This is a genomic window from Pseudomonas sp. B2M1-30 (genome assembly GCF_025447575.1).
Taxonomy (GTDB): Bacteria; Pseudomonadota; Gammaproteobacteria; order Pseudomonadales; family Pseudomonadaceae; genus Aquipseudomonas; species Aquipseudomonas botevensis.
In genome coordinates, this window is sequence record NZ_JAOEJT010000004.1 from 106,786 (window position 1) to 128,762 (window position 21,977).

At 60.9% G+C, this 21,977-nt stretch carries 23 protein-coding genes; 21 read left to right on the forward strand and 2 right to left on the reverse strand.

Annotated features, from left to right (window positions below):
* Positions 1–23 precede the first annotated feature (23 nt).
* The 21 genes from trmJ to N8H74_RS10130 all read left to right on the forward strand — a co-directional run bounded on the left by trmJ (position 24) and on the right by N8H74_RS10130 (position 18,895).
* A complete protein-coding gene (gene trmJ, locus N8H74_RS10030; protein WP_217833945.1) occupies positions 24–794 on the forward strand; it encodes a tRNA (cytosine(32)/uridine(32)-2'-O)-methyltransferase TrmJ in 771 nt (256 codons plus the stop codon).
* 2 nt (positions 795–796) lie between these two features.
* Positions 797–1,573, forward strand: a complete 777-nt coding sequence (cysE, locus tag N8H74_RS10035) for a serine O-acetyltransferase (RefSeq protein WP_217833944.1) — start codon at positions 797–799, stop codon at positions 1,571–1,573.
* Between the two features lie 180 nt (positions 1,574–1,753).
* On the forward strand, positions 1,754–2,245 hold the full coding sequence (iscR, locus tag N8H74_RS10040; protein ID WP_007956690.1) for a Fe-S cluster assembly transcriptional regulator IscR: 492 nt from the start codon (positions 1,754–1,756) through the stop codon (positions 2,243–2,245).
* 50 nt (positions 2,246–2,295) lie between these two features.
* The gene (locus N8H74_RS10045) at positions 2,296–3,510 is read left to right on the forward strand and encodes an IscS subfamily cysteine desulfurase (protein ID WP_169431785.1); all 1,215 of its coding nucleotides are present in this window, start codon (positions 2,296–2,298) and stop codon (positions 3,508–3,510) included.
* A 96-nt stretch (positions 3,511–3,606) separates the two neighbouring features.
* A complete protein-coding gene (gene iscU / locus N8H74_RS10050) occupies positions 3,607–3,993 on the forward strand; it encodes a Fe-S cluster assembly scaffold IscU (RefSeq protein WP_003248539.1) in 387 nt (128 codons plus the stop codon).
* A gap of 34 nt (positions 3,994–4,027) precedes the next feature.
* Positions 4,028–4,351 (forward strand): iron-sulfur cluster assembly protein IscA, encoded by a 324-nt coding sequence (gene iscA, locus N8H74_RS10055; protein WP_217833942.1) that lies wholly within the window; start codon positions 4,028–4,030, stop codon positions 4,349–4,351.
* 8 nt (positions 4,352–4,359) lie between these two features.
* Complete coding sequence (hscB, locus tag N8H74_RS10060) at positions 4,360–4,881, forward strand: co-chaperone HscB (RefSeq protein ID WP_217833941.1); 522 nt, start codon at positions 4,360–4,362, stop codon at positions 4,879–4,881.
* Positions 4,882–4,932: 51 nt separating this feature from the next.
* Positions 4,933–6,798, forward strand: a complete 1,866-nt coding sequence (gene hscA / locus N8H74_RS10065; protein WP_262147282.1) for a Fe-S protein assembly chaperone HscA — start codon at positions 4,933–4,935, stop codon at positions 6,796–6,798.
* Entirely contained in the window at positions 6,798–7,139 is a 342-nt protein-coding gene (gene fdx, locus N8H74_RS10070) for an ISC system 2Fe-2S type ferredoxin (protein WP_041071821.1), read from the forward strand. The genes hscA and fdx overlap by 1 nt, the downstream gene beginning before the upstream one ends.
* Positions 7,140–7,153: 14 nt before the next feature.
* Complete coding sequence (iscX, locus tag N8H74_RS10075; RefSeq protein WP_217833939.1) at positions 7,154–7,354, forward strand: Fe-S cluster assembly protein IscX; 201 nt, start codon at positions 7,154–7,156, stop codon at positions 7,352–7,354.
* A gap of 88 nt (positions 7,355–7,442) precedes the next feature.
* Complete coding sequence (gene ndk / locus N8H74_RS10080; protein ID WP_217833938.1) at positions 7,443–7,868, forward strand: nucleoside-diphosphate kinase; 426 nt, start codon at positions 7,443–7,445, stop codon at positions 7,866–7,868.
* A gap of 29 nt (positions 7,869–7,897) precedes the next feature.
* Positions 7,898–9,046 carry a 23S rRNA (adenine(2503)-C(2))-methyltransferase RlmN gene (gene rlmN, locus N8H74_RS10085; protein WP_217833937.1) on the forward strand — a complete coding sequence of 383 codons (1,149 nt, stop codon included), beginning with the start codon at positions 7,898–7,900 and terminating at the stop codon, positions 9,044–9,046.
* Between the two features lie 12 nt (positions 9,047–9,058).
* A complete protein-coding gene (gene pilW, locus N8H74_RS10090) occupies positions 9,059–9,817 on the forward strand; it encodes a type IV pilus biogenesis/stability protein PilW (RefSeq protein WP_262147288.1) in 759 nt (252 codons plus the stop codon).
* On the forward strand, positions 9,817–10,869 hold the full coding sequence (locus tag N8H74_RS10095; protein ID WP_262147289.1) for a RodZ family helix-turn-helix domain-containing protein: 1,053 nt from the start codon (positions 9,817–9,819) through the stop codon (positions 10,867–10,869). Before pilW ends, N8H74_RS10095 begins: the two co-directional genes overlap by 1 nt.
* 3 nt (positions 10,870–10,872) lie before the next feature.
* Positions 10,873–11,982 (forward strand): flavodoxin-dependent (E)-4-hydroxy-3-methylbut-2-enyl-diphosphate synthase, encoded by a 1,110-nt coding sequence (gene ispG, locus N8H74_RS10100; RefSeq protein WP_053152544.1) that lies wholly within the window; start codon positions 10,873–10,875, stop codon positions 11,980–11,982.
* A gap of 38 nt (positions 11,983–12,020) precedes the next feature.
* Positions 12,021–13,310, forward strand: coding sequence for a histidine--tRNA ligase (hisS, locus tag N8H74_RS10105; protein ID WP_217833934.1), 1,290 nt, complete (start codon positions 12,021–12,023; stop codon positions 13,308–13,310).
* 40 nt (positions 13,311–13,350) lie between these two features.
* Complete coding sequence (locus tag N8H74_RS10110; protein WP_217833933.1) at positions 13,351–13,992, forward strand: tetratricopeptide repeat protein; 642 nt, start codon at positions 13,351–13,353, stop codon at positions 13,990–13,992.
* Complete coding sequence (gene bamB / locus N8H74_RS10115; RefSeq protein ID WP_217833932.1) at positions 13,985–15,136, forward strand: outer membrane protein assembly factor BamB; 1,152 nt, start codon at positions 13,985–13,987, stop codon at positions 15,134–15,136. Before N8H74_RS10110 ends, bamB begins: the two co-directional genes overlap by 8 nt.
* Before the next feature lie 136 nt (positions 15,137–15,272).
* Complete coding sequence (gene der, locus N8H74_RS10120) at positions 15,273–16,745, forward strand: ribosome biogenesis GTPase Der (protein ID WP_217833931.1); 1,473 nt, start codon at positions 15,273–15,275, stop codon at positions 16,743–16,745.
* A gap of 222 nt (positions 16,746–16,967) precedes the next feature.
* Positions 16,968–18,116, forward strand: a complete 1,149-nt coding sequence (locus N8H74_RS10125; protein WP_262147295.1) for a pyridoxal phosphate-dependent aminotransferase — start codon at positions 16,968–16,970, stop codon at positions 18,114–18,116.
* Complete coding sequence (locus N8H74_RS10130; RefSeq protein WP_262147297.1) at positions 18,104–18,895, forward strand: amidohydrolase; 792 nt, start codon at positions 18,104–18,106, stop codon at positions 18,893–18,895. The genes N8H74_RS10125 and N8H74_RS10130 overlap by 13 nt, the downstream gene beginning before the upstream one ends.
* A gap of 100 nt (positions 18,896–18,995) precedes the next feature.
* Here the strand turns inward: N8H74_RS10130 and leuA are convergent, their stop codons facing one another.
* Positions 18,996–20,675, reverse strand: coding sequence for a 2-isopropylmalate synthase (gene leuA / locus N8H74_RS10135; protein ID WP_217833928.1), 1,680 nt, complete (start codon positions 20,673–20,675; stop codon positions 18,996–18,998).
* Between the two features lie 477 nt (positions 20,676–21,152).
* On the reverse strand, positions 21,153–21,974 hold the full coding sequence (locus N8H74_RS10140; RefSeq protein WP_262147300.1) for a M23 family metallopeptidase: 822 nt from the start codon (positions 21,972–21,974) through the stop codon (positions 21,153–21,155).
* Positions 21,975–21,977: the final 3 nt, after the last annotated feature.

A 21,977-nucleotide genomic window follows, 5' to 3' on the forward strand; every position in this document is an offset into this window, starting at 1 on the left:
TTCCGTGTTCGAGAGCCCGTGCCGTGCTGCAAAACATTCGTGTCGTCCTGGTCAATACCAGTCACCCGGGGAACATCGGCGGGACTGCGCGCGCCATGAAAAACATGGGGTTGTCGCGGCTGGTGCTGGTCGATCCACGGGTGTTTCCGCACCATGAAGCGGATGCGCGCGCCTCTGGCGCCAACGATATCCTTGAAAAAGCGCAAGTCGTCGCCACCTTGGAAGAGGCTTTGGTCGGGTGCAATCTGGTGCTTGGCACCAGTGCCCGTGACCGACGCATTCCCTGGCCGCTGCTGGATCCCCGCGAATGCGGCAGCAAAGTGGTCGAGGAAGCCGGGCAGGGTGCGGAAATCGCCCTGGTGTTCGGGCGCGAAGATTCGGGCCTGACCAACGACGAGTTGCAACGATGTCACTTTCACGTACACATCCCTTCCGACCCTGAATTCAGTTCGCTGAACCTGGGGGCGGCGGTGCAGGTGTTGAGCTACGAAGTGCGCATGGCCTGGCTGGCCGCACAGGGTCAGCCGACCAAGTTCGAAAAGGAAGAAGTGGCCTCGGTGAAAAGTACCGAGCTGGCGACCATGGATGAGTTGGAGCGATTCTATGAGCACCTGGAGCAGACTCTGGTGGCCATCGAATTCCTCGACCCGGAAAAGCCACGGCACTTGATGGCGCGCCTGCGCCGGTTGTACGGACGCAGCTCGGTCAGCCGGGCGGAAATGAATATTTTGCGTGGCATCCTCACGGAAACCCAAAAAGCGGCCCGTGGTGAGCTTCTTAACCGGAAGGACTAATGATGTTCGAGCGTTTGCGTGAAGATATCCAAAGCGTATTCCACCGAGACCCGGCGGCGCGTAACGCTTTTGAAGTTCTGACTTGCTATCCCGGCATGCATGCGATCTGGCTCCATCGATTGTCGGCCATGTTGTGGCGCGCCGACCTGAAATGGCTGGCGCGGCTGGTGTCGAACTTCGGTCGCTGGCTGACCGGGATCGAGATTCACCCCGGTGCGAAAGTCGGGCGGCGGTTCTTCATCGACCACGGCATGGGCATCGTCATTGGTGAAACCGCTGAAATCGGCGATGACGTCACGATCTATCAGGGCGTGACCCTGGGGGGGACGAGCTGGAACAAGGGCAAGCGTCACCCGACTCTGGGGGATGGCGTTGTGGTCGGCGCCGGCGCCAAAGTGCTCGGGCCGTTTACTGTCGGTGCCGGTGCCAAGGTCGGCTCCAATGCCGTAGTGACCAAAGAAGTGCCGCCCGGTGCCACGGTGGTGGGCATTCCGGGGCGGATCATCGTCAAATCCGACGAAGGGCAGGACGCCAAGCGCAAGGCCATGGCGGAAAAGATCGGTTTCGATGCCTACGGCGTCAGCGAAGACATGCCTGACCCGGTGGCGCGCGCCATTGGTCAGTTGCTCGATCATCTGCAAGCGGTGGACGGGCGTCTGGAAGGGATGTGCGGCGCGCTGAAGGATCTGGGCAGCAATTACTGTGCGAAAGATCTGCCTGAGCTGCGTGAAGAGGACTTCGCCTGCGTCAAGGGCAAGGAAGAGCCCAAGGTTCACTGATACCTGTAGAAGTGCCTGGCAGGGCTGCGTGCTGACCGGTATGCCATTAAGTTGCAGACCCTGCTATCATTCGCGCGCTCTTTTGCGGGTAAACCTGACTAAAGTACTAGGTCTTAAAGTTGACTTAAATACTCGGGAATTGCATACTCGCACCCATTCCGAACTCCGTGGTAATTGTCCATGCGACTGACTACAAAAGGCCGATACGCCGTGACCGCCATGCTTGACCTGGCGTTGCACGCGCAGCACGGGCCGGTGTCCCTGGCCGATATCTCCGAGCGCCAAGGCATCTCCCTGTCCTATCTCGAACAGCTTTTCGCCAAGCTGCGCCGCAGCAACCTGGTTTCCAGCGTTCGCGGTCCGGGCGGTGGCTACCAGTTGTCCCGCGACATGCAGGGCATCCAGGTCGCTCAGGTGATCGATGCGGTGAACGAATCGGTCGATGCAACCAAATGCCAGGGCCAGGGCGATTGCCACTCCGGCGACACCTGCCTGACCCATCACCTGTGGTGCGACCTGAGCCTGCAGATTCACGAATTTCTCAGCGGTATCAGCTTGGCCGACCTCGTAACTCGCCGTGAGGTGCAGGAAGTGGCCCAGCGTCAGGATCAGCGTCGTTGCAATGGCAAGGCGCCGCGCCTGGACAAGATTGAAGCGTCCGCCGTCGAATGACAGCCAGAGAGCTAGCGGCACGCCAGCCAGCCTGATTTAGGAGATAGTCCATGAAATTGCCGATTTACCTTGATTACTCTGCGACCACCCCGGTCGACCCGCGCGTTGCGCAAAAAATGAGTGAATGCCTGCTGGTCGACGGAAACTTCGGTAACCCGGCGTCCCGCTCCCACGTGTTCGGCTGGAAGGCCGAAGAGTCCGTCGAGAACGCCCGCCGTCAGGTGGCCGACCTGGTCAATGCCGATCCGCGTGAAATCGTCTGGACCTCCGGTGCCACCGAGTCCGACAACCTGGCAATCAAGGGTGCGGCACATTTCTATGCCTCCAAGGGCAAGCACCTGATCACCTCCAAGATCGAGCACAAGGCTGTCCTCGACACCATGCGCCAACTGGAGCGCGAAGGTTTCGAAGTGACCTACCTTGAGCCGACCGAAGACGGTCTGATCACGCCGGCCATGATCGAAGCCGCGCTGCGCGAAGACACCATCCTGGTGTCGGTGATGCACGTGAACAACGAAATCGGCACCGTCAACGACATCGCAGCGATCGGCGAACTGACCCGTTCCAAGGGCATCCTGTTCCACGTCGACGCCGCTCAGTCCACCGGCAAGGTCGACATCGACCTGCAGAAGCTGAAAGTCGACATGATGTCGTTCTCCGCCCACAAGACCTATGGCCCTAAAGGCATCGGTGCGCTGTACGTCAGCCGCAAGCCGCGTGTGCGCATCGAAGCGACCATGCACGGCGGCGGTCACGAGCGCGGCATGCGCTCGGGCACCCTGGCGACCCACCAGATCGTCGGCATGGGCGAAGCGTTCCGTGTGGCCAAGGAAGACATGGCGGCCGAGAACGTTCGCATCAAGGCCCTGAGCGACCGCTTCTACAAGCAGGTCGAACACCTGGAAGAGCTGTACGTCAACGGCAGCCTGACCGCCCGCGTTCCGCACAACCTGAACCTGAGCTTCAACTACGTTGAAGGCGAGTCGCTGATCATGGCGCTCAAGGATCTGGCGGTTTCGTCCGGTTCGGCCTGCACATCGGCGTCCCTCGAGCCTTCGTACGTGCTGCGCGCCCTGGGCCGCAACGACGAGCTGGCACACAGCTCGATCCGTTTCACCTTCGGTCGTTTCACCACCGAAGAAGAAATCGACTACGCCGCGCAGAAAGTCTGCGAGGCCGTTACCAAGCTGCGCGCTCTGTCGCCGCTGTGGGACATGTACAAAGACGGCGTCGATATCTCGAAGATCGAGTGGGCGGCACACTAAATATAGAAGCCGCCGAATACAGATCCTGTAGCGACGCGGTGTTTGACGCAGCTGCAGGGTCTCAAGAGCGGCCCTGATGAGTGAGGATTGAGAATCATGGCTTACAGCGAAAAGGTCATCGACCACTACGAAAACCCGCGTAACGTCGGCAAGATGAATGCCGAAGACCCGGATGTCGGCACCGGCATGGTCGGCGCGCCGGCATGCGGCGACGTGATGCGTCTGCAAATCAAGGTCAACGAGCAGGGCGTGATCGAAGACGCCAAGTTCAAGACTTACGGCTGCGGTTCGGCCATCGCTTCCAGCTCCCTCGCCACCGAGTGGATGAAGGGCAAGACCCTGGACGAAGCTGAAACCATCAAGAACACCCAGTTGGCCGAAGAACTGGCGCTGCCGCCAGTGAAAATCCACTGCTCGGTACTCGCCGAAGACGCTATCAAGGCGGCCGTTCGCGATTACAAGCAGAAGAAAGGCTTGATCTGACTTTCAAGATTTGGCGACGAGTAAGGAGTCAACGATGGCTATCAGCATGACAGAAGCGGCTGCTCGACACATTCGCCGCTCCCTCGACGGGCGCGGCAAGGGTGAAGGGATCCGTCTGGGTGTTCGCACCACAGGCTGTTCCGGCCTTGCCTACGTGCTGGAGTTTGTCGATCAGGTGGATACCGAGGATCAGGTGTTCGAGAGTCACGGCGAAAAAGTGATCATCGACCCGAAAAGCCTGGCCTACCTGGACGGCACCGAGCTCGATTTCGTCAAGGAAGGGTTGAACGAAGGCTTCAAGTTCAACAACCCCAACGTGCGCGGTGAGTGTGGCTGCGGCGAAAGCTTCAACATCTGAGGCTGCTCGTGGGTATTCCTTGTCATTTCGCTTTGTTCGAGCTGCAACCGAGCTTCCGCCTGGATCTCGAGCAGTTGGGCGCACGCTACCGTGAGTTGGCGCGCGGTGTTCATCCCGACCGTTTTGCCGACGCTTCCGAGCGTGAGCAGCGGTTGGCGCTCGAACAGTCTGCGCGACTGAACGAGGCCTACCAGACACTCAAGAGTCCCCCGCAGCGCGCACGTTATCTGCTCGCTATGGGCGGGCGTGAGCTGCCGCTGGAAGTCACGGTGCATGATCCCGAGTTCCTGCTGCAACAGATGGCGTTGCGCGAAGAACTCGAAGACTTGCAGGACAGCGCCGATCTGGCTGGTGTCGCGACCTTCAAGCGTCGTCTGAAAACCGCCCAGGACGAGCTGAACGAAAGCTTCGCAGCCTGTTGGGATGATGCAGCGCAACGCGAACAGGCCGAACGCCTGATGCGGCGCATGCAGTTCCTCGACAAGCTCACCTACGAAGTGCGCCAGTTAGAAGAGCGCCTCGACGATTAACCCAGTGCCGCTCCGGTCGCACGCCTGATATACAGATAAGTCCTGATCACGATGGCCCTACTGCAGATCGCCGAACCCGGCCAAAGTCCTCAACCACACCAGCGTCGTCTGGCTGTGGGGATCGACTTGGGCACTACCAATTCGCTGGTCGCTGCGTTGCGCAGTGGTCTTTCCGAGCCGCTGGCCGATGCCCAGGGGCAGGTCATTCTGCCGTCCGCCGTGCGTTATCACGCCGACCGCGTCGAGGTTGGCGAGTCGGCCAAACTGGCGGCTTCCGCCGATCCCCTGAATACCGTGCTGTCGGTCAAGCGCCTGATGGGTCGCGGTCTGTCCGACGTCAAGCAATTGGGCGAGCAACTGCCATACCGCTTTGTCGGCGGTGAATCGCACATGCCGTTCATCGAAACCGTACAAGGCCCGAAAAGCCCGGTTGAAGTGTCCGCCGACATCCTGAAAGTGCTGCGCCAGCGCGCTGAAGCGACATTGGGTGGTGAGCTGGTCGGCGCGGTGATCACCGTGCCTGCGTACTTCGACGATGCCCAGCGCCAGGCCACCAAAGATGCGGCAAAGCTCGCCGGCCTGAACGTATTGCGCCTGCTCAACGAACCGACCGCTGCGGCGGTGGCGTATGGTCTGGATCAGCATGCCGAAGGTCTGGTGGCGATCTATGACCTGGGCGGCGGCACTTTCGATATTTCTATTCTGCGTCTGACCGGCGGTGTCTTTGAGGTTCTGGCGACCGGTGGCGACAGCGCCCTGGGCGGCGATGACTTCGATCACGCCATTGCCGGCTGGATCATCGAGAGCGCCGGTTTGTCCGCCGACCTCGATCCGGGTGCGCAACGCAATCTGCTGCAGACCGCCTGCGCGGCCAAGGAAGCGCTGACCGATTCCGCTGCTGTTGAAGTCGTCTACGGCGACTGGAAAGCGCAGTTGACCCGGGACGCCTTCAATGCGCTGATCGAGCCAATGGTCGCGCGCAGCCTGAAAGCCTGTCGCCGCGCCGTTCGCGATTCCGGTATCGAGCTGGAAGACGTACACGCCGTGGTCATGGTGGGCGGTTCGACCCGTGTTCCGCGTGTTCGCGAAGCGGTCGCCGAAGCCTTTGGCCGTCAGCCGTTGACCGAGATTGACCCGGATCAGGTGGTCGCCATCGGCGCTGCGATCCAGGCCGATACCCTGGCCGGCAACAAGCGCGATGGCGGTGAATTGCTGCTGCTCGACGTGATTCCGCTGTCCCTGGGGCTGGAAACCATGGGTGGCCTGATGGAGAAGGTGATTCCGCGTAACACCACCATCCCGGTCGCTCGCGCTCAGGACTTCACCACTTATAAAGATGGCCAGTCGGCCATGGCGATCCATGTGTTGCAGGGCGAGCGCGAGCTGATCAGCGACTGCCGCTCCCTGGCGCGCTTCGAACTGCGCGGCATTCCGGCGATGGTCGCCGGTGCGGCGAAGATTCGCGTGACCTTCCAGGTCGACGCCGACGGCCTGCTCAGCGTTTCCGCCCGTGAACTGGGTTCGGGCGTCGAGGCGAGCATTCAGGTCAAGCCGTCCTACGGCCTGACCGACGGCGAAATCGCCAAAATGCTCAAGGATTCGTTCCAGCACGCCAATGATGACAAGGTCGCCCGCGTCCTGCGCGAGCAGCAGGTCGACGCCCAGCGACTGATCGAAGCGGTGCAGGCCGCTCTGGAAGCTGATGGCGAGCGTCTGCTCGATGCCGACGAGCGCATGGTCATCGAGCTGCAAGTGCAGGAACTCACCGAACTGATGAAAGGTACTGATGGCTATGCCATCGAGCAACAGACCAAGCGTCTGTCGCAAGTGACCGACGCCTTTGCCGCCCGCCGCCTGGATTCGACGGTGAAAGCCGCGCTGGCCGGGCGTAGCCTGAATGAAATCGAGGATATCTGATGCCGCAGGTCATTTTTCTGCCACACGAGAAGTTCTGCCCGGAAGGCATGGTGGTCGAGGCTGAGCCCGGCACTTCGATTCTCGAGTTGGCCCACGAACACCATATCGAGATGGAAAGCGCCTGCGGCGGCGTTTGTGCCTGCACCACTTGCCACTGCATCATCCGTGAGGGTTTCGACTCGCTGGAAGAGGCTGATGAGCTGGAAGAGGACTTCCTTGATCGCGCCTGGGGTCTGGAAGCTCAATCGCGTCTGGCCTGCCAGGCTATCGTGGGTGAGGAAGACCTCACCGTCGAGATTCCGAAATATTCGCTTAACCATGCGGCCGAAGCGCCGCACTGACTGGTACGACTGTCATGAGCTACGGTTGGAATGATGTTCAACGCATTGCAGAAGAATTGGCGGATGCCAAGCCGGATGTAGATCCGCTTTCTGTCAATTTCGTCGACCTGCAGCGTTGGATCATGGAGCTGCCTGACTTCGACAACACCTCTGGCCGGGTTGGCGAGAAGGTGTTGGAAGCGGTTCAGGCACTCTGGATCGAAGAAAAAGACTGATCGTCCTCGCAGGTTAGGCAATACCCAAGAACCCGCGTATAATTCGCGGGTTTAATTTTTCGCAAATTACCGTTTCTGGAGTTACACCATGGCTGTTCAACGTACTTTCTCCATCATCAAGCCTGACGCCGTTGCCAAAAACGTGATCGGCAAGATCACCACTCGCTTCGAAGAAGCTGGCCTGCGCGTTGTAGCTTCGAAACTGAAGCAACTGTCCAAAGCCGAAGCTGAAGGCTTCTACGCCGAGCACAGCGCTCGTGGCTTCTTCGGTGACCTGGTTGCCTTCATGACTTCCGGTCCGGTTGTCGTTCAGGTTCTGGAAGGCGAAAACGCCATCGCTCGCAACCGTGAGCTGATGGGCGCTACCAACCCTAAAGAAGCTGCTCCAGGCACCATCCGTGCTGATTTCGCCGAGTCAATCGACGCCAACGCCGTTCACGGTTCGGACTCCGAAGCCGCTGCTGCTCGCGAAATCGCTTACTTCTTCGCAGCTACTGAAGTAACCACTCGCTAAGCATTGGCTTGATGAGTGAAGGTGAATCCATGACTACATCGACTGTTAAAACCAACCTGCTGGGTCTGACCCAGCCGGAAATGGAAAAATTCTTCGACTCAATCGGGGAGAAGCGTTTCCGTGCCGGTCAGGTAATGAAATGGATTCACCACTTTGGCGTCGATGATTTCGACGCCATGACGAACGTCAGCAAGGCCTTGCGCGAAAAGCTCAAGGCTGTTGCTGAGGTCCGTGGTCCCGAAGTGGTCAGCGAGGACATTTCCAGCGACGGCACCCGTAAGTGGGTGGTGCGCGTGGCGTCCGGCAGCTGTGTCGAGACCGTGTACATTCCCCAGGGCAAACGCGGCACTCTGTGCGTTTCGTCCCAGGCAGGCTGTGCCCTGGACTGCAGTTTCTGCTCCACCGGCAAGCAAGGCTTCAACAGCAACCTCACCGCCGCCGAAGTCATCGGCCAGGTGTGGATTGCCAATAAATCCTTCGGCAGTGTTCCGGCCACCATCGACCGCGCCATCACCAACGTGGTGATGATGGGCATGGGCGAACCGCTGCTGAACTTCGACAACGTCGTGGCCGCCATGCATCTGATGATGGATGACCTGGGCTACGGGATTTCCAAGCGCCGCGTGACCCTGTCCACGTCGGGTGTGGTGCCGATGATCGATGAGCTGGCCAAGCACATCGATGTATCCCTGGCGTTGTCCCTGCATGCACCGAATGACGCATTGCGTAACCAATTGGTGCCGATCAACAAGAAATATCCGCTTAAGATGCTGCTCGATTCCTGCGTGCGCTATATGTCCGCCCTTGGCGAAAAGCGCGTGCTGACCATCGAGTACACCCTGCTCAAGGACGTCAACGACAAGCTTGAGCACGCGGTGGAGATGATCGAGCTGCTCAAGGATATTCCGTGCAAGATCAACCTGATTCCGTTCAACCCGTTCCCGCATTCCGGGTACGAGCGGCCGAGCAACAATGCTATTCGCCGGTTCCAGGATCAGCTTCATCAGGCCGGTTTCAACGTCACTGTCCGCACCACCCGTGGTGAAGACATCGACGCGGCCTGTGGTCAATTGGTAGGGCAGGTGATGGATCGCACCCGTCGCAGCGAACGTTATATCGCCGTGCGTGAGTTGAGCGCCGACAGCGATCTGGCACAGAACGCCGCGAACACTAACTAAGAGAGGATCTCTATGTCCCTGCGCTTTGCGCTGCTGTTGCTGTGGGCCAGCCTGTGTGCTGGTTGTGTTCTGTCGGGCGACTACAACCCGATGAAGACCAGCAAGGGCCGCGATGAGGCGCGGGCTGCCTACGTGCAGTTGGGACTGGGGTATTTGCAACAAGGCATGACCGAGCGTGCCAAGGTGCCGCTGAAGAAGGCGCTGGAGCTCGACGGCTCGGATCCGGACGCCAACGCCGCCCTGGCGCTGGTGTTTCAGGCCGAGATGGAGCCAAAGCTGGCTGACGAGCATTTCCGCAAGGCCTTGTCCTCGCGTCCCGCCGATGCCCGTATCCTCAACAATTACGGCAGTTTTCTCTACGAAGAACAGCGTTACAAGGAAGCCTACGAGCGTTTTGAACAGGCCGCCGCCGATACCCTGTATCCTGAGCGTTCGCGTGTGTTCGAAAACCTCGGCATGACGGCCGCCAAGCTCGGTCAGCGGGATGTGGCGCAGCAACAGCTGGAAAAAGCGTTGCGTCTGAACCGCCAACAACCGCGCGCCTTGCTGGAAATGGCTGAGTTGTCATTCGAAGACAGGCATTATGTGCCCGCGCGTGACTATTACGACCAATACAACCTGCTTGCCGAGCAAAATGCACGTAGTCTGTTGCTCGGCGTCCGGTTGGCAAAAGTGTTTGAAGATCGCGACAAGGCCGCCAGTTATGGCCTGCAATTAAAACGACTCTATCCCGGTACGCCGGAATATCAGCAATACCTGTCGGAGCAATGATGAAAGCGGCGCATCCCGAAGTTGTAGCAGCGAATCGCGTTAACCCCGGTGAGACCCTGCGCCAGGCCCGCGAAAGCAATGGCTGGTCGCTGGCTGAAGTGGCCCTCAAGCTCAACCTCACTGTGACTTCCCTGAGCAATCTTGAAGCCGGCGCGTTCGACAAGCTGCCGGGGCACACCTTCGCTCGCGGTTACATTCGCGCCTACGCCAAGTTACTCGGTATGGATCAGACCGTTCTGGTCCAGCAGTTCGACCAGTCCACCGGCACCGACTCTCAAGGCAGCAATGTCCACGCCTTGGGCCGCATCGAGGAACCGGTACGGGTTTCCCACACCATTTTGCGCATCGTCAGCCTGTTGCTGCTGGTCGCCGTTATCGGCGGCGGTTTCGTCTGGTGGCAGGATCAGACTTCGCTGCGGACCAAGGATCTGATGAGCCTGGCGCCGGAGCATGTCGAAGTCGAAGGCGCCGACGGCACCACCCAGATTCATCCGCTGGACGAGCCGGAAGACCAGGCTGTCGCGGAAGGTCAGGCTGAGGGTTCGACCGCCCTGGCGCTGCCACAATCCGAAACCACCGCTGAGTCGACCGGCACCGAAGCTGCCGCTCCGGCCGCCGAGCCGGTTGTTCCGGCGCCTGTCGCCCCGGCGGCAACACCTGCCGCGCCGGTTCACACCCCGGCGCCTGTTGTTGCTGCCCCGGCCACTCCGGCACCGGCGGCTCCGGCTACACCGGCTCCGACCGTCGCCGCTCCAACAGCTCCGGCTGTGGCTCCTGCACCTGCTCCTGCACCGGCCGTTCCGGTCGCGGGCCAAGGGCAGGTTTCGGTGCAGTTCATCGCCGATTGCTGGACTCAGGTCACCGATGGCAGCGGTAAAGTGCTCTATAGCGGCCTCAAGCGCAAAGGCGACAGCCTGTCGGTTGTCGGTAAACCACCGTTTGCCGTGCGTCTGGGCGTTGCCCGTGGCGCGCAGGTCAGCTACAACGGCCAGCCGGTCGATGTCGCTCCGTTCACCAGTGGCGAGACTGCTCGCCTGAAGTTGGGTCAATAAGTCATGCACGGCGAATCTCCAATCAAACGTCGCGAATCGCGCAAGATCTGGGTCGGTAACGTACCGGTTGGCGGCGATGCGCCTATCGCTGTGCAGAGCATGACCAACAGCGACACCAATGACGTCGCGGCCACCGTCGCCCAGATCAATCGTCTGGAAGCGGCCGGTGTCGACATCGTGCGGGTGTCGGTGCCGGACATGGACGCCGCCGAGGCGTTCGGCAAGATCAAGCAACTGGTCAAGGTGCCGCTGGTTGCCGACATTCACTTCGACTACCGGATCGCCCTGCGTGTGGCGGAACTGGGTGTCGATTGCCTGCGGATCAACCCGGGCAACATCGGTCGTGAAGATCGCGTGCGTGCGGTGGTGGATGCGGCCCGTGATCGCGGAATCCCGATCCGCATCGGCGTCAACGCCGGTTCCCTGGAAAAAGACCTGCAAAAGAAATACGGCGAGCCGACGCCGGCCGCGCTGGTCGAATCGGCCCTGCGTCACGTCGAACACCTCGAGCGCCTGAATTTCCAGGACTTCAAGGTCAGCGTGAAGGCTTCCGACGTGTTCATGGCCGTCGAAGCCTACCGTTTGCTGGCCAAGGAAATCGTCCAGCCGCTGCACCTGGGCATCACCGAAGCCGGTGGTTTGCGTTCGGGTACGGTGAAATCCGCCGTGGGCCTAGGTATGCTGCTCGCCGAGGGGATTGGCGATACTATCCGCATCTCGCTGGCGGCCGATCCGGTCGAGGAAGTGAAGGTCGGTTACGACATTCTCAAGTCCCTGCATCTGCGTTCCCGTGGTATCAACTTCATCGCCTGCCCGAGCTGCTCGCGGCAGAACTTCGATGTGGTCAAGACCATGAACGAGCTGGAAGGACGGCTTGAAGACCTGCTGGTGCCGCTGGATGTCGCGGTGATCGGCTGTGTGGTCAACGGTCCCGGCGAAGCCAAGGAAGCCCATATCGGCTTGACCGGCGGCACGCCGAACCTGATTTACATCGACGGCAAGCCGTCGCAGAAACTGACGAATGACAATCTGGTGGACGAGCTGGAAAAGCTGATCCGCGAGAAAGCGGCCGAGAAGGTCGAAGCTGACGCAGCGGTTATCGCGCGCGGCTGAACCTGACTGACAGCGCCGAACGAATTTAAGGATTTAAAGTGAGCAAGTCTCTGCAAGCCATCCGTGGCATGAACGACATCCTGCCCGAACAGACTCCGCTATGGCGTTATTTCGAAGGCACCGTCGCCCGTTTGCTGGATAACTACGGTTACCGCCAGATCCGCATGCCGATCGTCGAGTTCACCGAGCTGTTCAAGCGCTCGATCGGCGAAGTGACCGACATCGTCGAAAAAGAGATGTACACCTTCGACGACCGCAACGGCGACTCCCTGACCCTGCGTCCGGAAGGCACCGCCGCCTGCGTGCGTGCTGTGCTCGAACACGGGATCACCGGTGGTGGCCAGGTTCAGAAGCTCTGGTACATCGGTCCGATGTTCCGCCATGAGCGTCCGCAGAAAGGCCGTTATCGCCAGTTCCACCAGATCGGTCTGGAAGTCTTCAACCTCGACGGCCCGGACATCGATGCCGAGCTGATCGTGCTGACCTGGCGCCTGTGGGGCGAGCTGGGCATTCGCGATGCGGTCAAGCTCGAACTCAACAGCCTGGGCACCAGTGAGTCCCGTGGGCGTTATCGGGAAGCGCTGGTCGAGTATCTCTCGGCGCATCACGACAAGCTCGACGAAGACAGCCAGCGCCGTCTGAAGACCAACCCGCTGCGCGTGCTCGACACCAAGAACGCCGACACTCAGGCGGTGCTGGTCGATGCGCCGAAAATGGCCGATTACCTGGATGACGAGTCCCGTGAGCACTTCGAAGGTCTGAAGGCGCGTCTGGATGCCGTCGGCATTCCTTACGTGCTCAATCCGAAACTGGTGCGCGGCCTGGATTACTACAGCAAGACCGTTTTCGAATGGGTCACCGACAAGCTCGGCGCCCAAGGCACGGTATGCGCCGGCGGCCGTTACGACGGTCTGGTCGAGCAGATGGGCGGCAAGCCGACCACCGGCGTTGGTTTCGCCATGGGCATCGAACGTCTGGTATTGATGCTGGAAACCCTGGAGCAGATTCCGGAGGAAATCTCCCGTCAGGTCGACGTCTATCTCTGCGCCTTCGGGGAAGCCGCGGAGCTGGCCGGTCTGGCCCTGGCCGAGCGCGTGCGCGACCAGTTGCCGAACCTGCGCCTGCAAGTCAATGCCGGTGCCGGCAGTTTCAAAAGCCAGTTCAAGAAAGCCGACAAGAGCGGTGCGCTGTTCGCACTGATCCTCGGTGACGACGAAATGGCTCAGCAAGTGGTAGGTGTCAAACCCCTGCGTGGTCAGGGCGAACAACAAAACATTGCCTGGGATGCGCTCGCTGCACACCTGGCCACCTGCGTCGTGCAGGCTTGAAGCTGTCAAACAGCCGATTTAGCGATTAAGGAGTATTGGGGTGTCGAGTACCGAAGACGAACAGTTGGCGGATTTGAAGGACTGGTGGGCACGCAACGGCAAACCTCTGGTCACTGGCGGCCTGTTGGCGCTGGTCATCGTGTTCGGCTGGCAGGCTTTTCACAAGTATCAGAGCAACCAGTCGCAAGGTGCCTCGGTGCTCTATCAGCAACTGCTGGAAACCACGCTGACCCCGGATGGCAAGCCTGACGCCGCGCGCGTCGCGGATCTGGCCGGCAAGCTCAACAGCGAGTTCGGCGGCACTGCCTACGCGCAGTACGGCAGCCTGTTCGTGGCCAAGGTCGCGGTCGACAGCGGCAAGCTGGACGACGCGGTGACCGAGCTCAAGGCCATTGTGGCCAAACCTGCCAACCCGGCGCTGGGCGAAATCGCCCGTCAGCGTCTGGCGCAGGTTCTGGGTGGTCAGAACAAGCCGGAAGAAGGCCTGAAACTGCTTGAAGGCGATGCCGACAAGTCGTTCCTGGCGACTCGCGAAGAACTCAAGGGCGACCTGCTGGTACAGCTGGGCCGTACCGATGAAGCGAACGCTGCGTATCAAAAAGCCAAGGCGGCACTGTCGGATGAAGCGGCGGTCGGTGGCCTTCAAATCAAGCTGGACGACCTGGCCAAAGGGGATGCGTGACGTGATCCGTTGGAAGCATGCAGCATTGCTGGCTCTGGCCATTCTGGCCGCGGGTTGCAGCAGCAACAGCAAGAAAGAACTGCCACCGGCCGAACTGACCGACTTCAAAGAAGAAGTGGTTCTGCACAAGCAGTGGAGCCGTTCGATCGGTGACGGTCAGGGCGAAACCTACAACATGCTGGTGCCGGCGATCGATGGTGATTCCATCTATGCGGCCGATGTGACCGGTATCGTGATGGGGATGGATCGCAGCAACGGCGACGTGAAGTGGAAAAAGGATCTTGAACTGCCTGTGTCCGGCGCCGTGGGCGTGGGTTACGGTCTGGTCCTGATCGGCACTCTGCGCGGCGACGTGATTGCCCTCGACGCCATCAATGGCGAAGAGAAGTGGCGCGCGCGCGTCAACAGCGAAGTCCTCGCACCACCGGCCAACAACGGTGACGTGGTGGTGGTGCAGACCCAGGACGATCGTCTGATCGGTCTGGACGCCTCCACCGGCAACCAGCGCTGGGTGTATGACAGCACGCCAGCCGTGCTGACCCTGCGCGGCACCAGCGCGCCGATCGTCACCAACCGCCTCGCGGTGGCTGGCCTGTCGACCGGTAAAGTGGTCGCGGTCGACATTTCCAACGGCGTGCCGGTATGGGAACAGCGTATCGCGATTCCACAAGGTCGTTCCGAGCTGGAGCGTGTGGTCGACATCGACGGTGGCCTGCTGCTGTCCGGCGGTACGCTGTACGTCGCCAGCTATCAGGGTCGCGTGGCGGCACTGGACCTGGAAAGCGGTCGTCAACTCTGGCAGCGCGATGCGTCGAGCTATGCCGGTCTGGCCCAGGGCTTCGGCAGCGTCTACGTAAGCCTGTCCTCGGGCACCGTTGAAGGCGTCGACGAGCGTTCCACCACCGCATTGTGGAGCAACGATTCGCTGGCCCGTCGTCAACTGTCGGCCCCGGAAGTGTTCTCCAGCTACGTTGCTGTCGGTGACCTGGAAGGTTACCTGCACCTGCTGAGCCAGGTGGACGGTCGCTTCGTCGGCCGTGAGCGCATCGACAGCGACGGCCTGCGTGCCCGTCCGCTGGTGGTGGGCGACACGATTTATGTGTATGGCAACAGCGGCAAACTGGAAGCCCTGACCATCAAGTAACAACTATGCTTGGGGTTGATCCCCAAGCGGCCTTGCATTTGCAGGGTTTGCAGCACCCATGGGTGTTTGCCCCGAGCACCAGCCGCTGCCTCGCAGCGGCTTTTGTATTTTCTGAAATAACGAAGTGGAGAGCCGCATGGTTCCCGTAATCGCCCTGGTGGGCCGACCGAACGTCGGCAAGTCCACCTTGTTCAACCGCCTGACCCGGACCCGCGACGCCATCGTCGGTGACCTGTCCGGTCTGACCCGTGATCGCCAGTACGGTGAGGCCAAGTGGCAAGGGCGTTCCTACATTTTGATCGACACCGGCGGTATCTCCGGTGACGAATACGGTATGGACGAAAAAATGGCCGAGCAGTCGCTGCTGGCCATTGAAGAAGCGGATGTCGTTCTGTTCCTGGTGGATGCCAAGGCCGGCTTCACCGCTGCCGACCAGATGATCGGCGAACACTTGCGCAAACGTAACAAGCGTTCCTACGTGGTCGCCAACAAGGTCGACAACATCGACCCGGAAATGGCCCGCGCCGAATTCGCCCCGATGGGCATGGGTGACGCGATCCCGATCGCCGGTGCCCATGGCCGTGGTATCACTCAACTGCTGGAAATCGCCCTGAGCGAGTTCCCGAAGGATGAGGACGAGCCGCAGGAAGGCGAAGAGGACGAAGAAGTTGCCGAAGGCGAGGAAGCCAAGCGCATTCCTGGCCCGAGCGAGAAGGACGGCATCAAGATCGCCATCATCGGCCGGCCGAACGTCGGCAAGTCGACGCTGGTCAACCGCATGCTCGGTGAAGAACGGGTGATCGTATACGACCAGCCCGGCACCACGCGCGACAGTATCTACATTCCGTTCGAGCGCAATGAAGAGAAGTACACGCTGATCGACACCGCCGGTGTGCGCAAGCGCGGCAAGATTCACGAAGAAGTCGAAAAGTTCTCCGTGGTCAAAACCCTGCAGGCGATCAAAGACGCCAACGTGGTGATCTTTGTGATGGACGCCCGCGAAGGCGTGGTCGACCACGACCTCAACCTGCTGGGCTTCGCGCTCGAGTCGGGCCGTGCGATGGTCATTGCGCTCAACAAGTGGGACGGCATGACGCCGGGTGAGCGCGACTACGTGAAGACCGAGCTGGAACGCCGGCTGTTCTTCGTCGACTTTGCCGACATTCACTTCATTTCGGCGCTGCACGGCACTGGTGTGGGCAACCTGTACGGTTCGGTGCAGAACTCGTTCAAGTCGGCGGTCACCCGCTGGCCGACCAGCCGCCTGACCCAGATCCTCGAAGACGCGGTCAGCGAGCACCAGCCGCCGATGGTCAACGGTCGCCGGATCAAGCTGCGGTATGCCCACCTCGGTGGCGCGAACCCGCCGCTGATCGTGATCCACGGCAACCAGATCGAGAAAGTGCCGAAGTCGTACGTGCGTTATCTGGAAAACACTTACCGCCGCGTGCTGAAGTTGGTCGGTACGCCGATCCGCATCGAGTTCAAGGGCGGCGAGAACCCGTACGAAGGCAACAAGAACACGCTGACCGACCGCCAGGTCAACAAGAAGCGTCGTTTGATGTCGCACCACAAGAAGACCGAGAAGAAGCGCCGCGACAAGCGCTGATCTTGCAGCTTGCCTGGCTCCCGTGGGAGCGTGGCTGGCCCGCGAAGGACGATAACGGGGGTATGTGTGACACCCCGTTGCAACCTTCGCTGGCAAGCCCGCCCCCACGAGGCCGGGTTACAGAAAGGGCGCTGGCGGCGCCCTTTTTTTATGGGCGCCGGATGGGCTATCCTCGGGCTCTCCCGCGCCGTCGTCAGAGCCGGGGCAGAGCAGGGAACCCCGATGATCACCAGCAAGCTGCCGAATGTCGGCATCACTATTTTCACGCAGATGTCTCAGCTCGCGGCGCAGACCGGAGCGATCAACCTTTCCCAGGGTTTTCCCGATTTCGATGGCCCGCAGGAACTGCGGGATGCGGTCGGTCGGCATATCGCCAGTGGCCACAACCAGTATTCGCCGATGACCGGCCTGCCGGCGTTGCGTCAGCAGATCGCGGCGAAGATCGCCCGCAGCTACGGCGCCCATGTCGATGCCGACACTGAAGTGACGGTCACCCCGGGCGCGACCCAGGCCATCTTCTGCGCCATTCAGGCGGTTATCCACAGCGGCGACGAAGTCATCGTGTTCGACCCGGCCTACGACAGCTACGAGCCGGCGGTTGAGCTGGCCGGCGGGCGTTGCGTGCATGTGCAGCTGGGGCTGAACGATTTCTCCATCGACTTCGAAAAACTCGGCGCAGCCTTGAGCCCGCGCACCCGGATGATCATCCTCAACACCCCGCACAACCCGAGTGGCGCGCTCATCAGCCGTGCTGAACTCGACCAGTTGGCGGCGCTGATCCGCGATCGCGACATTTATGTGATCAGCGACGAAGTCTACGAGCATCTGGTGTTCGACGGCGTGCCCCATGTGAGCGTGCTGGCCCATGAAGAGCTGTATCAGCGCGCCTTCGTGGTCAGCTCGTTCGGCAAGACCTACCATGTCACTGGCTGGAAAACCGGCTACGTCGTGGCGCCACCGGCCCTGACCGCCGAGTTGCGCAAGGTGCACCAGTACGTCAGTTTCTGCGGGGTGACGCCGCTGCAATTTGCCCTGGCCGACTACATGGCCGAGCACCCGGAACACGTTGAAGAGCTGCCGGGCTTCTATCAGGCCAAGCGCGATCTGTTCTGCGATTTGCTGGCGCCGTCGCGCTTCAGCTTCACCCGTGTCACCGGCACCTATTTCCAGCTGGTCGATTACTCGCAGATCCGCCCCGATCTGAACGACGTCGAGATGGCCATGTGGATGACCCGTGAGCATGGCGTGGCGAGTATCCCGGTGTCGGTGTTCTATCAGAATCCACCTGAAGGCCAGCGGCTGGTGCGGCTGTGCTTTGCCAAACGCGAGGAGACGCTGCGCGAAGCAGCGGCGAAACTATGCGTGATCTGAGTGCGTTGCCCGATCTCAAACTGGCGCTGATCCAGACCACCCTGGCCTGGCATGACCGCCAGGCCAACCTCGAGCATTTCGAGCAACTGCTGGAGCAGGCGCAGGGTGCCGACCTGATCGTCCTGCCGGAAATGTTCACCACCGGATTCTCCATGGAGTCCGAAACCCTCGCCGAAGCCGAAAACGGCCCGACCAGCAAATGGCTGCGGGCTCAGGCGGCAAAACTGAATGCGGTGATCACCGGCAGCGTGATCATCCAGGCCGCTGACGGCAGTCATCGCAACCGCTTGTTGTGGGCGCGGCCGGACGGCGAGGTCTGGCACTACGACAAGCGTCACTTGTTCCGCATGGCGGGCGAGCACAACCACTACACCCCTGGCGAGCGGCAGGTGCAGTTCGAGCTCAAGGGCTGGAGGATTCGTCCGCTGATCTGCTATGACCTGCGTTTCCCGGTGTGGAGCCGCGACGCGCAGGACACCGATCTGCTGCTGTACACCGCCAACTGGCCGGGGGCGCGGCGTCTGCACTGGAATCGGCTGCTGCCGGCACGGGCGATCGAAAACCTTTGCTACGTGGCGGCGGTCAACCGCGTCGGCACCGATGGCAAGGGCTTCGCCTACACCGGCGACAGTCAGGTGCTGGACTTCCAGGGCGAGACATTGCTCGCGGCGGGGGAGGCGGACGGCGTGTTCAAAGTGACACTGGAAGCGGCGCCACTGGCGGCTTACCGTGAACGCTTCCCGGCGAATCTGGATGCGGACACCTTTGAGTTCACCTGAGCCCTTCACTGCCTGAAATCAGGACAAACCACACAGAACCATCAGGCAAAAAAAGGCCCCGAAGTTTTCACTTCGGGGCCTTTTGCGTTGCAGCGAAGGCTTAGGCTGCTTTCGCTTCCGGCTGGCTCAGGGAGCGGTTCAGCGCACTGAACAGGGCCTTGAAGCTGGCGGTGGTGATGTTTTCATCGATGCCCACGCCGTGTACCGCACGCTCACCGTTCACGCGCAGCTCGATGTAGGCCGCTGCCTTGGCGTTGGTGCCCGCGCCGATGGCGTGTTCGTTGTAGTCCATGATTTCCACCGGGATCGGCAGGCCGGCCACCAGGGCTTCGAGGGCGCCGTTGCCCTTGCCGCGCCAGTGCAGGTTGGTTTCGCCCTGACCCTTGCTCGCCACTTCCACTTCGACGGCGCTGTTGCCGTTTTCTTCCTGCAGGCGATGGCTGACCAGCGCATACGGGGTGTTGGCTTGCAGGTACTCGCTGATCAACAGGGAGTGGATCTGCTTGGCGGTCATTTCCAGGCCGAGGCGGTCGGTTTCACGCTGCACGACCTGGCTGAACTCGATCTGCATGCGACGTGGCAGGCTGATGCCGTATTCCTGCTCCAGCAGGTAGGCGATGCCGCCCTTGCCCGACTGGCTGTTGACGCGGATCACCGCCTCGTAGCTGCGGCCGATGTCGGCCGGGTCGATCGGCAGGTACGGCACTTCCCACAAGGCGTCGGATTTCTGCTGGGCGAAGCCCTTGCGGATCGCGTCCTGGTGCGAGCCGGAGAATGCAGTGTGGACCAGGTCGCCGACGTACGGATGACGTGGGTGAACCGGGATCTGGTTGCACTCTTCGACGACCTTGCGCACGCCGTCGATGTCGGAGAAGTCCAGTTGCGGGTCGAGGCCCTGGGTGTACATGTTCAGGGCGACGGTGACGAGGTCGACGTTACCGGTACGCTCGCCGTTGCCGAACAGGCAGCCTTCGACACGGTCGGCACCGGCCATCAGGCCCAGCTCGGTGGCGGCTACGCCAGTGCCACGGTCGTTGTGGGTGTGCAGGCTGATGAGCACGCTGTCACGACGGTTGATGTTGCGGTGGAACCATTCGATCTGGTCGGCATAGACGTTCGGGGTCGCGCATTCCACGGTGGCCGGCAGGTTGAGGATCACCTTGCGCTCAGGCGTCGGGTTCCAGACTTCGACCACGGCGTCACAGACTTCCTTGGCGAATTCCAGCTCGGTGGCGCTGAAGGTTTCCGGCGAGTATTCGAACGTCCACTCGGTTTCCGGCTGCTGGGCGGCGTATTTGACGAACAGCTTGGCGGCGTCGACCGCGATGGCCTTGATGCCGTCCTTGTCCTGGTTGAAGACGATACGCCGGAACGACGGCGAAGTGGCGTTGTACAGGTGAACGATGGCTTTTTTCGCCCCGCGCAGGGATTCGAAGGTGCGCGCGATCAGGTCTTCACGGCCCTGGGTCAGCACCTGGATGGTGGTGTCGTCGGGAATGTGGCCGTCTTCGATCAGGGTGCGCACGAAGTCGAAGTCGGTTTGCGACGCGGCCGGGAACGAAGCTTCGATTTCCTTCACGCCGACTTGCACCAGGGTTTTCCAGAAACGCAGCTTCTTCACCGAGTCCATCGGTTCGATCAGCGACTGGTTGCCGTCACGCAGGTCGGAGCTGCACCAGATCGGCGCGGCATCGATGGTTTTCGACGGCCAGGTACGATCCGGCAGGTTGATCACGGGGAACGCGCGGTATTTCGAAGACGGGTCTTTGAGCATGCTCATCGGAATAATCCTTGTTGTGAGGGCCGAAAGAAGGCGGCCTGCCGGTGGAACGAATGTTCTGGGAAAAGCGTGGGACGAGGCGCAGCGATTCAGCCCGGCAGTCGTGCGCTGACGAGGCACAGGCTGCGGTGCTGGCGAAGCTGAATGAGGGTGTGAGAGGTTTTCATGCCCTCAACCCTAACCGCGAGGATTGAGTATGGCAAGCAGTCGGGAAAATTTGAGAGGAATACTCGAAAAGCGAGGTTTGGCGAGATTTTATTGTGCGTAATGCTGTTGATCGTCGGGATGTTTGCGCAGTGTTTCAAGCCGGCGCAATCGACGAAAAAGCATTCGGCTGAAGGGAGAGTGGCCGCTTTGTCAGCGGATTTTGCGGTGACCTTGAGGTGTATTCGCGGGCAAGCCCGCTCCACGGGAGTACGCATTCCAACCGTGAGAGCGGGCTTGCTCGCGAAGAGGCCGGTGGCCGCCGCCGATGACTCAGGGCTGGAACGCCCCGATGAAAATCGCCGGATCCACCCGTGCATCATTCAGGCTGACGTTCCAGTGCATGTGCGGGCCGGTCGCGCGACCGGTGGCGCCCACCCGGCCGACCACGGCGCCACGGGCCAGTTGCTGGCCATTTTGCACGTCGATTTTCGACATGTGGCAGAACATGCTGATGAAGCCCTGACCATGGTCGACAAACACCGTGTTGCCATTGAAGAAGTAATTGCCGATCAGAATCACCTTGCCCGCCGCCGGGGTCTTGATCGGCGTGCCGGCCGGCACCGCGAAATCGAGGCCCGCGTGAGGATTGCGCTCTTCACCGTTGAAGAAGCGGCGCACGCCGAACTTGCTCGACAGCGGTCCGTTGACCGGTTTGTCCAGCAGCAGGTTGCTTGGGGTGTTGGGGCTGAAGCTGCGGTAGGCCTTGATCTGTTCGGCCAGTTCACCCTCGATGCGCTTGAGGTTCGCCGGGTTCGGGTTGACCTGCTGAGTGTTCTTCAGGGTGATGTGCTGTTCCGGGTACTTCTTGTTGCCGACGTTGAAACTCAAGGTACGGCCGGCGCTGCTGATCTGCTGAACACCGGGTTTGACCGTCAGCGGCACGCCGACAATCGCCAGCCAGTTGTTCTGTTCCTTGACCACCAGCACCGGTTTGCCCTGATACGTGGCTTTCGGCGCCTGGGCGGCGGTGCCCAGATCGACCACCGCCACGCCGCCCGGCACCGGTTTGTTCAGCAGCCGGGTGATGTAACTGTCGGCGTGGGCATTGAAGGTCAGGCACAGCAACAGCAGCGGAGCGAGAAAACGCGGCATTGA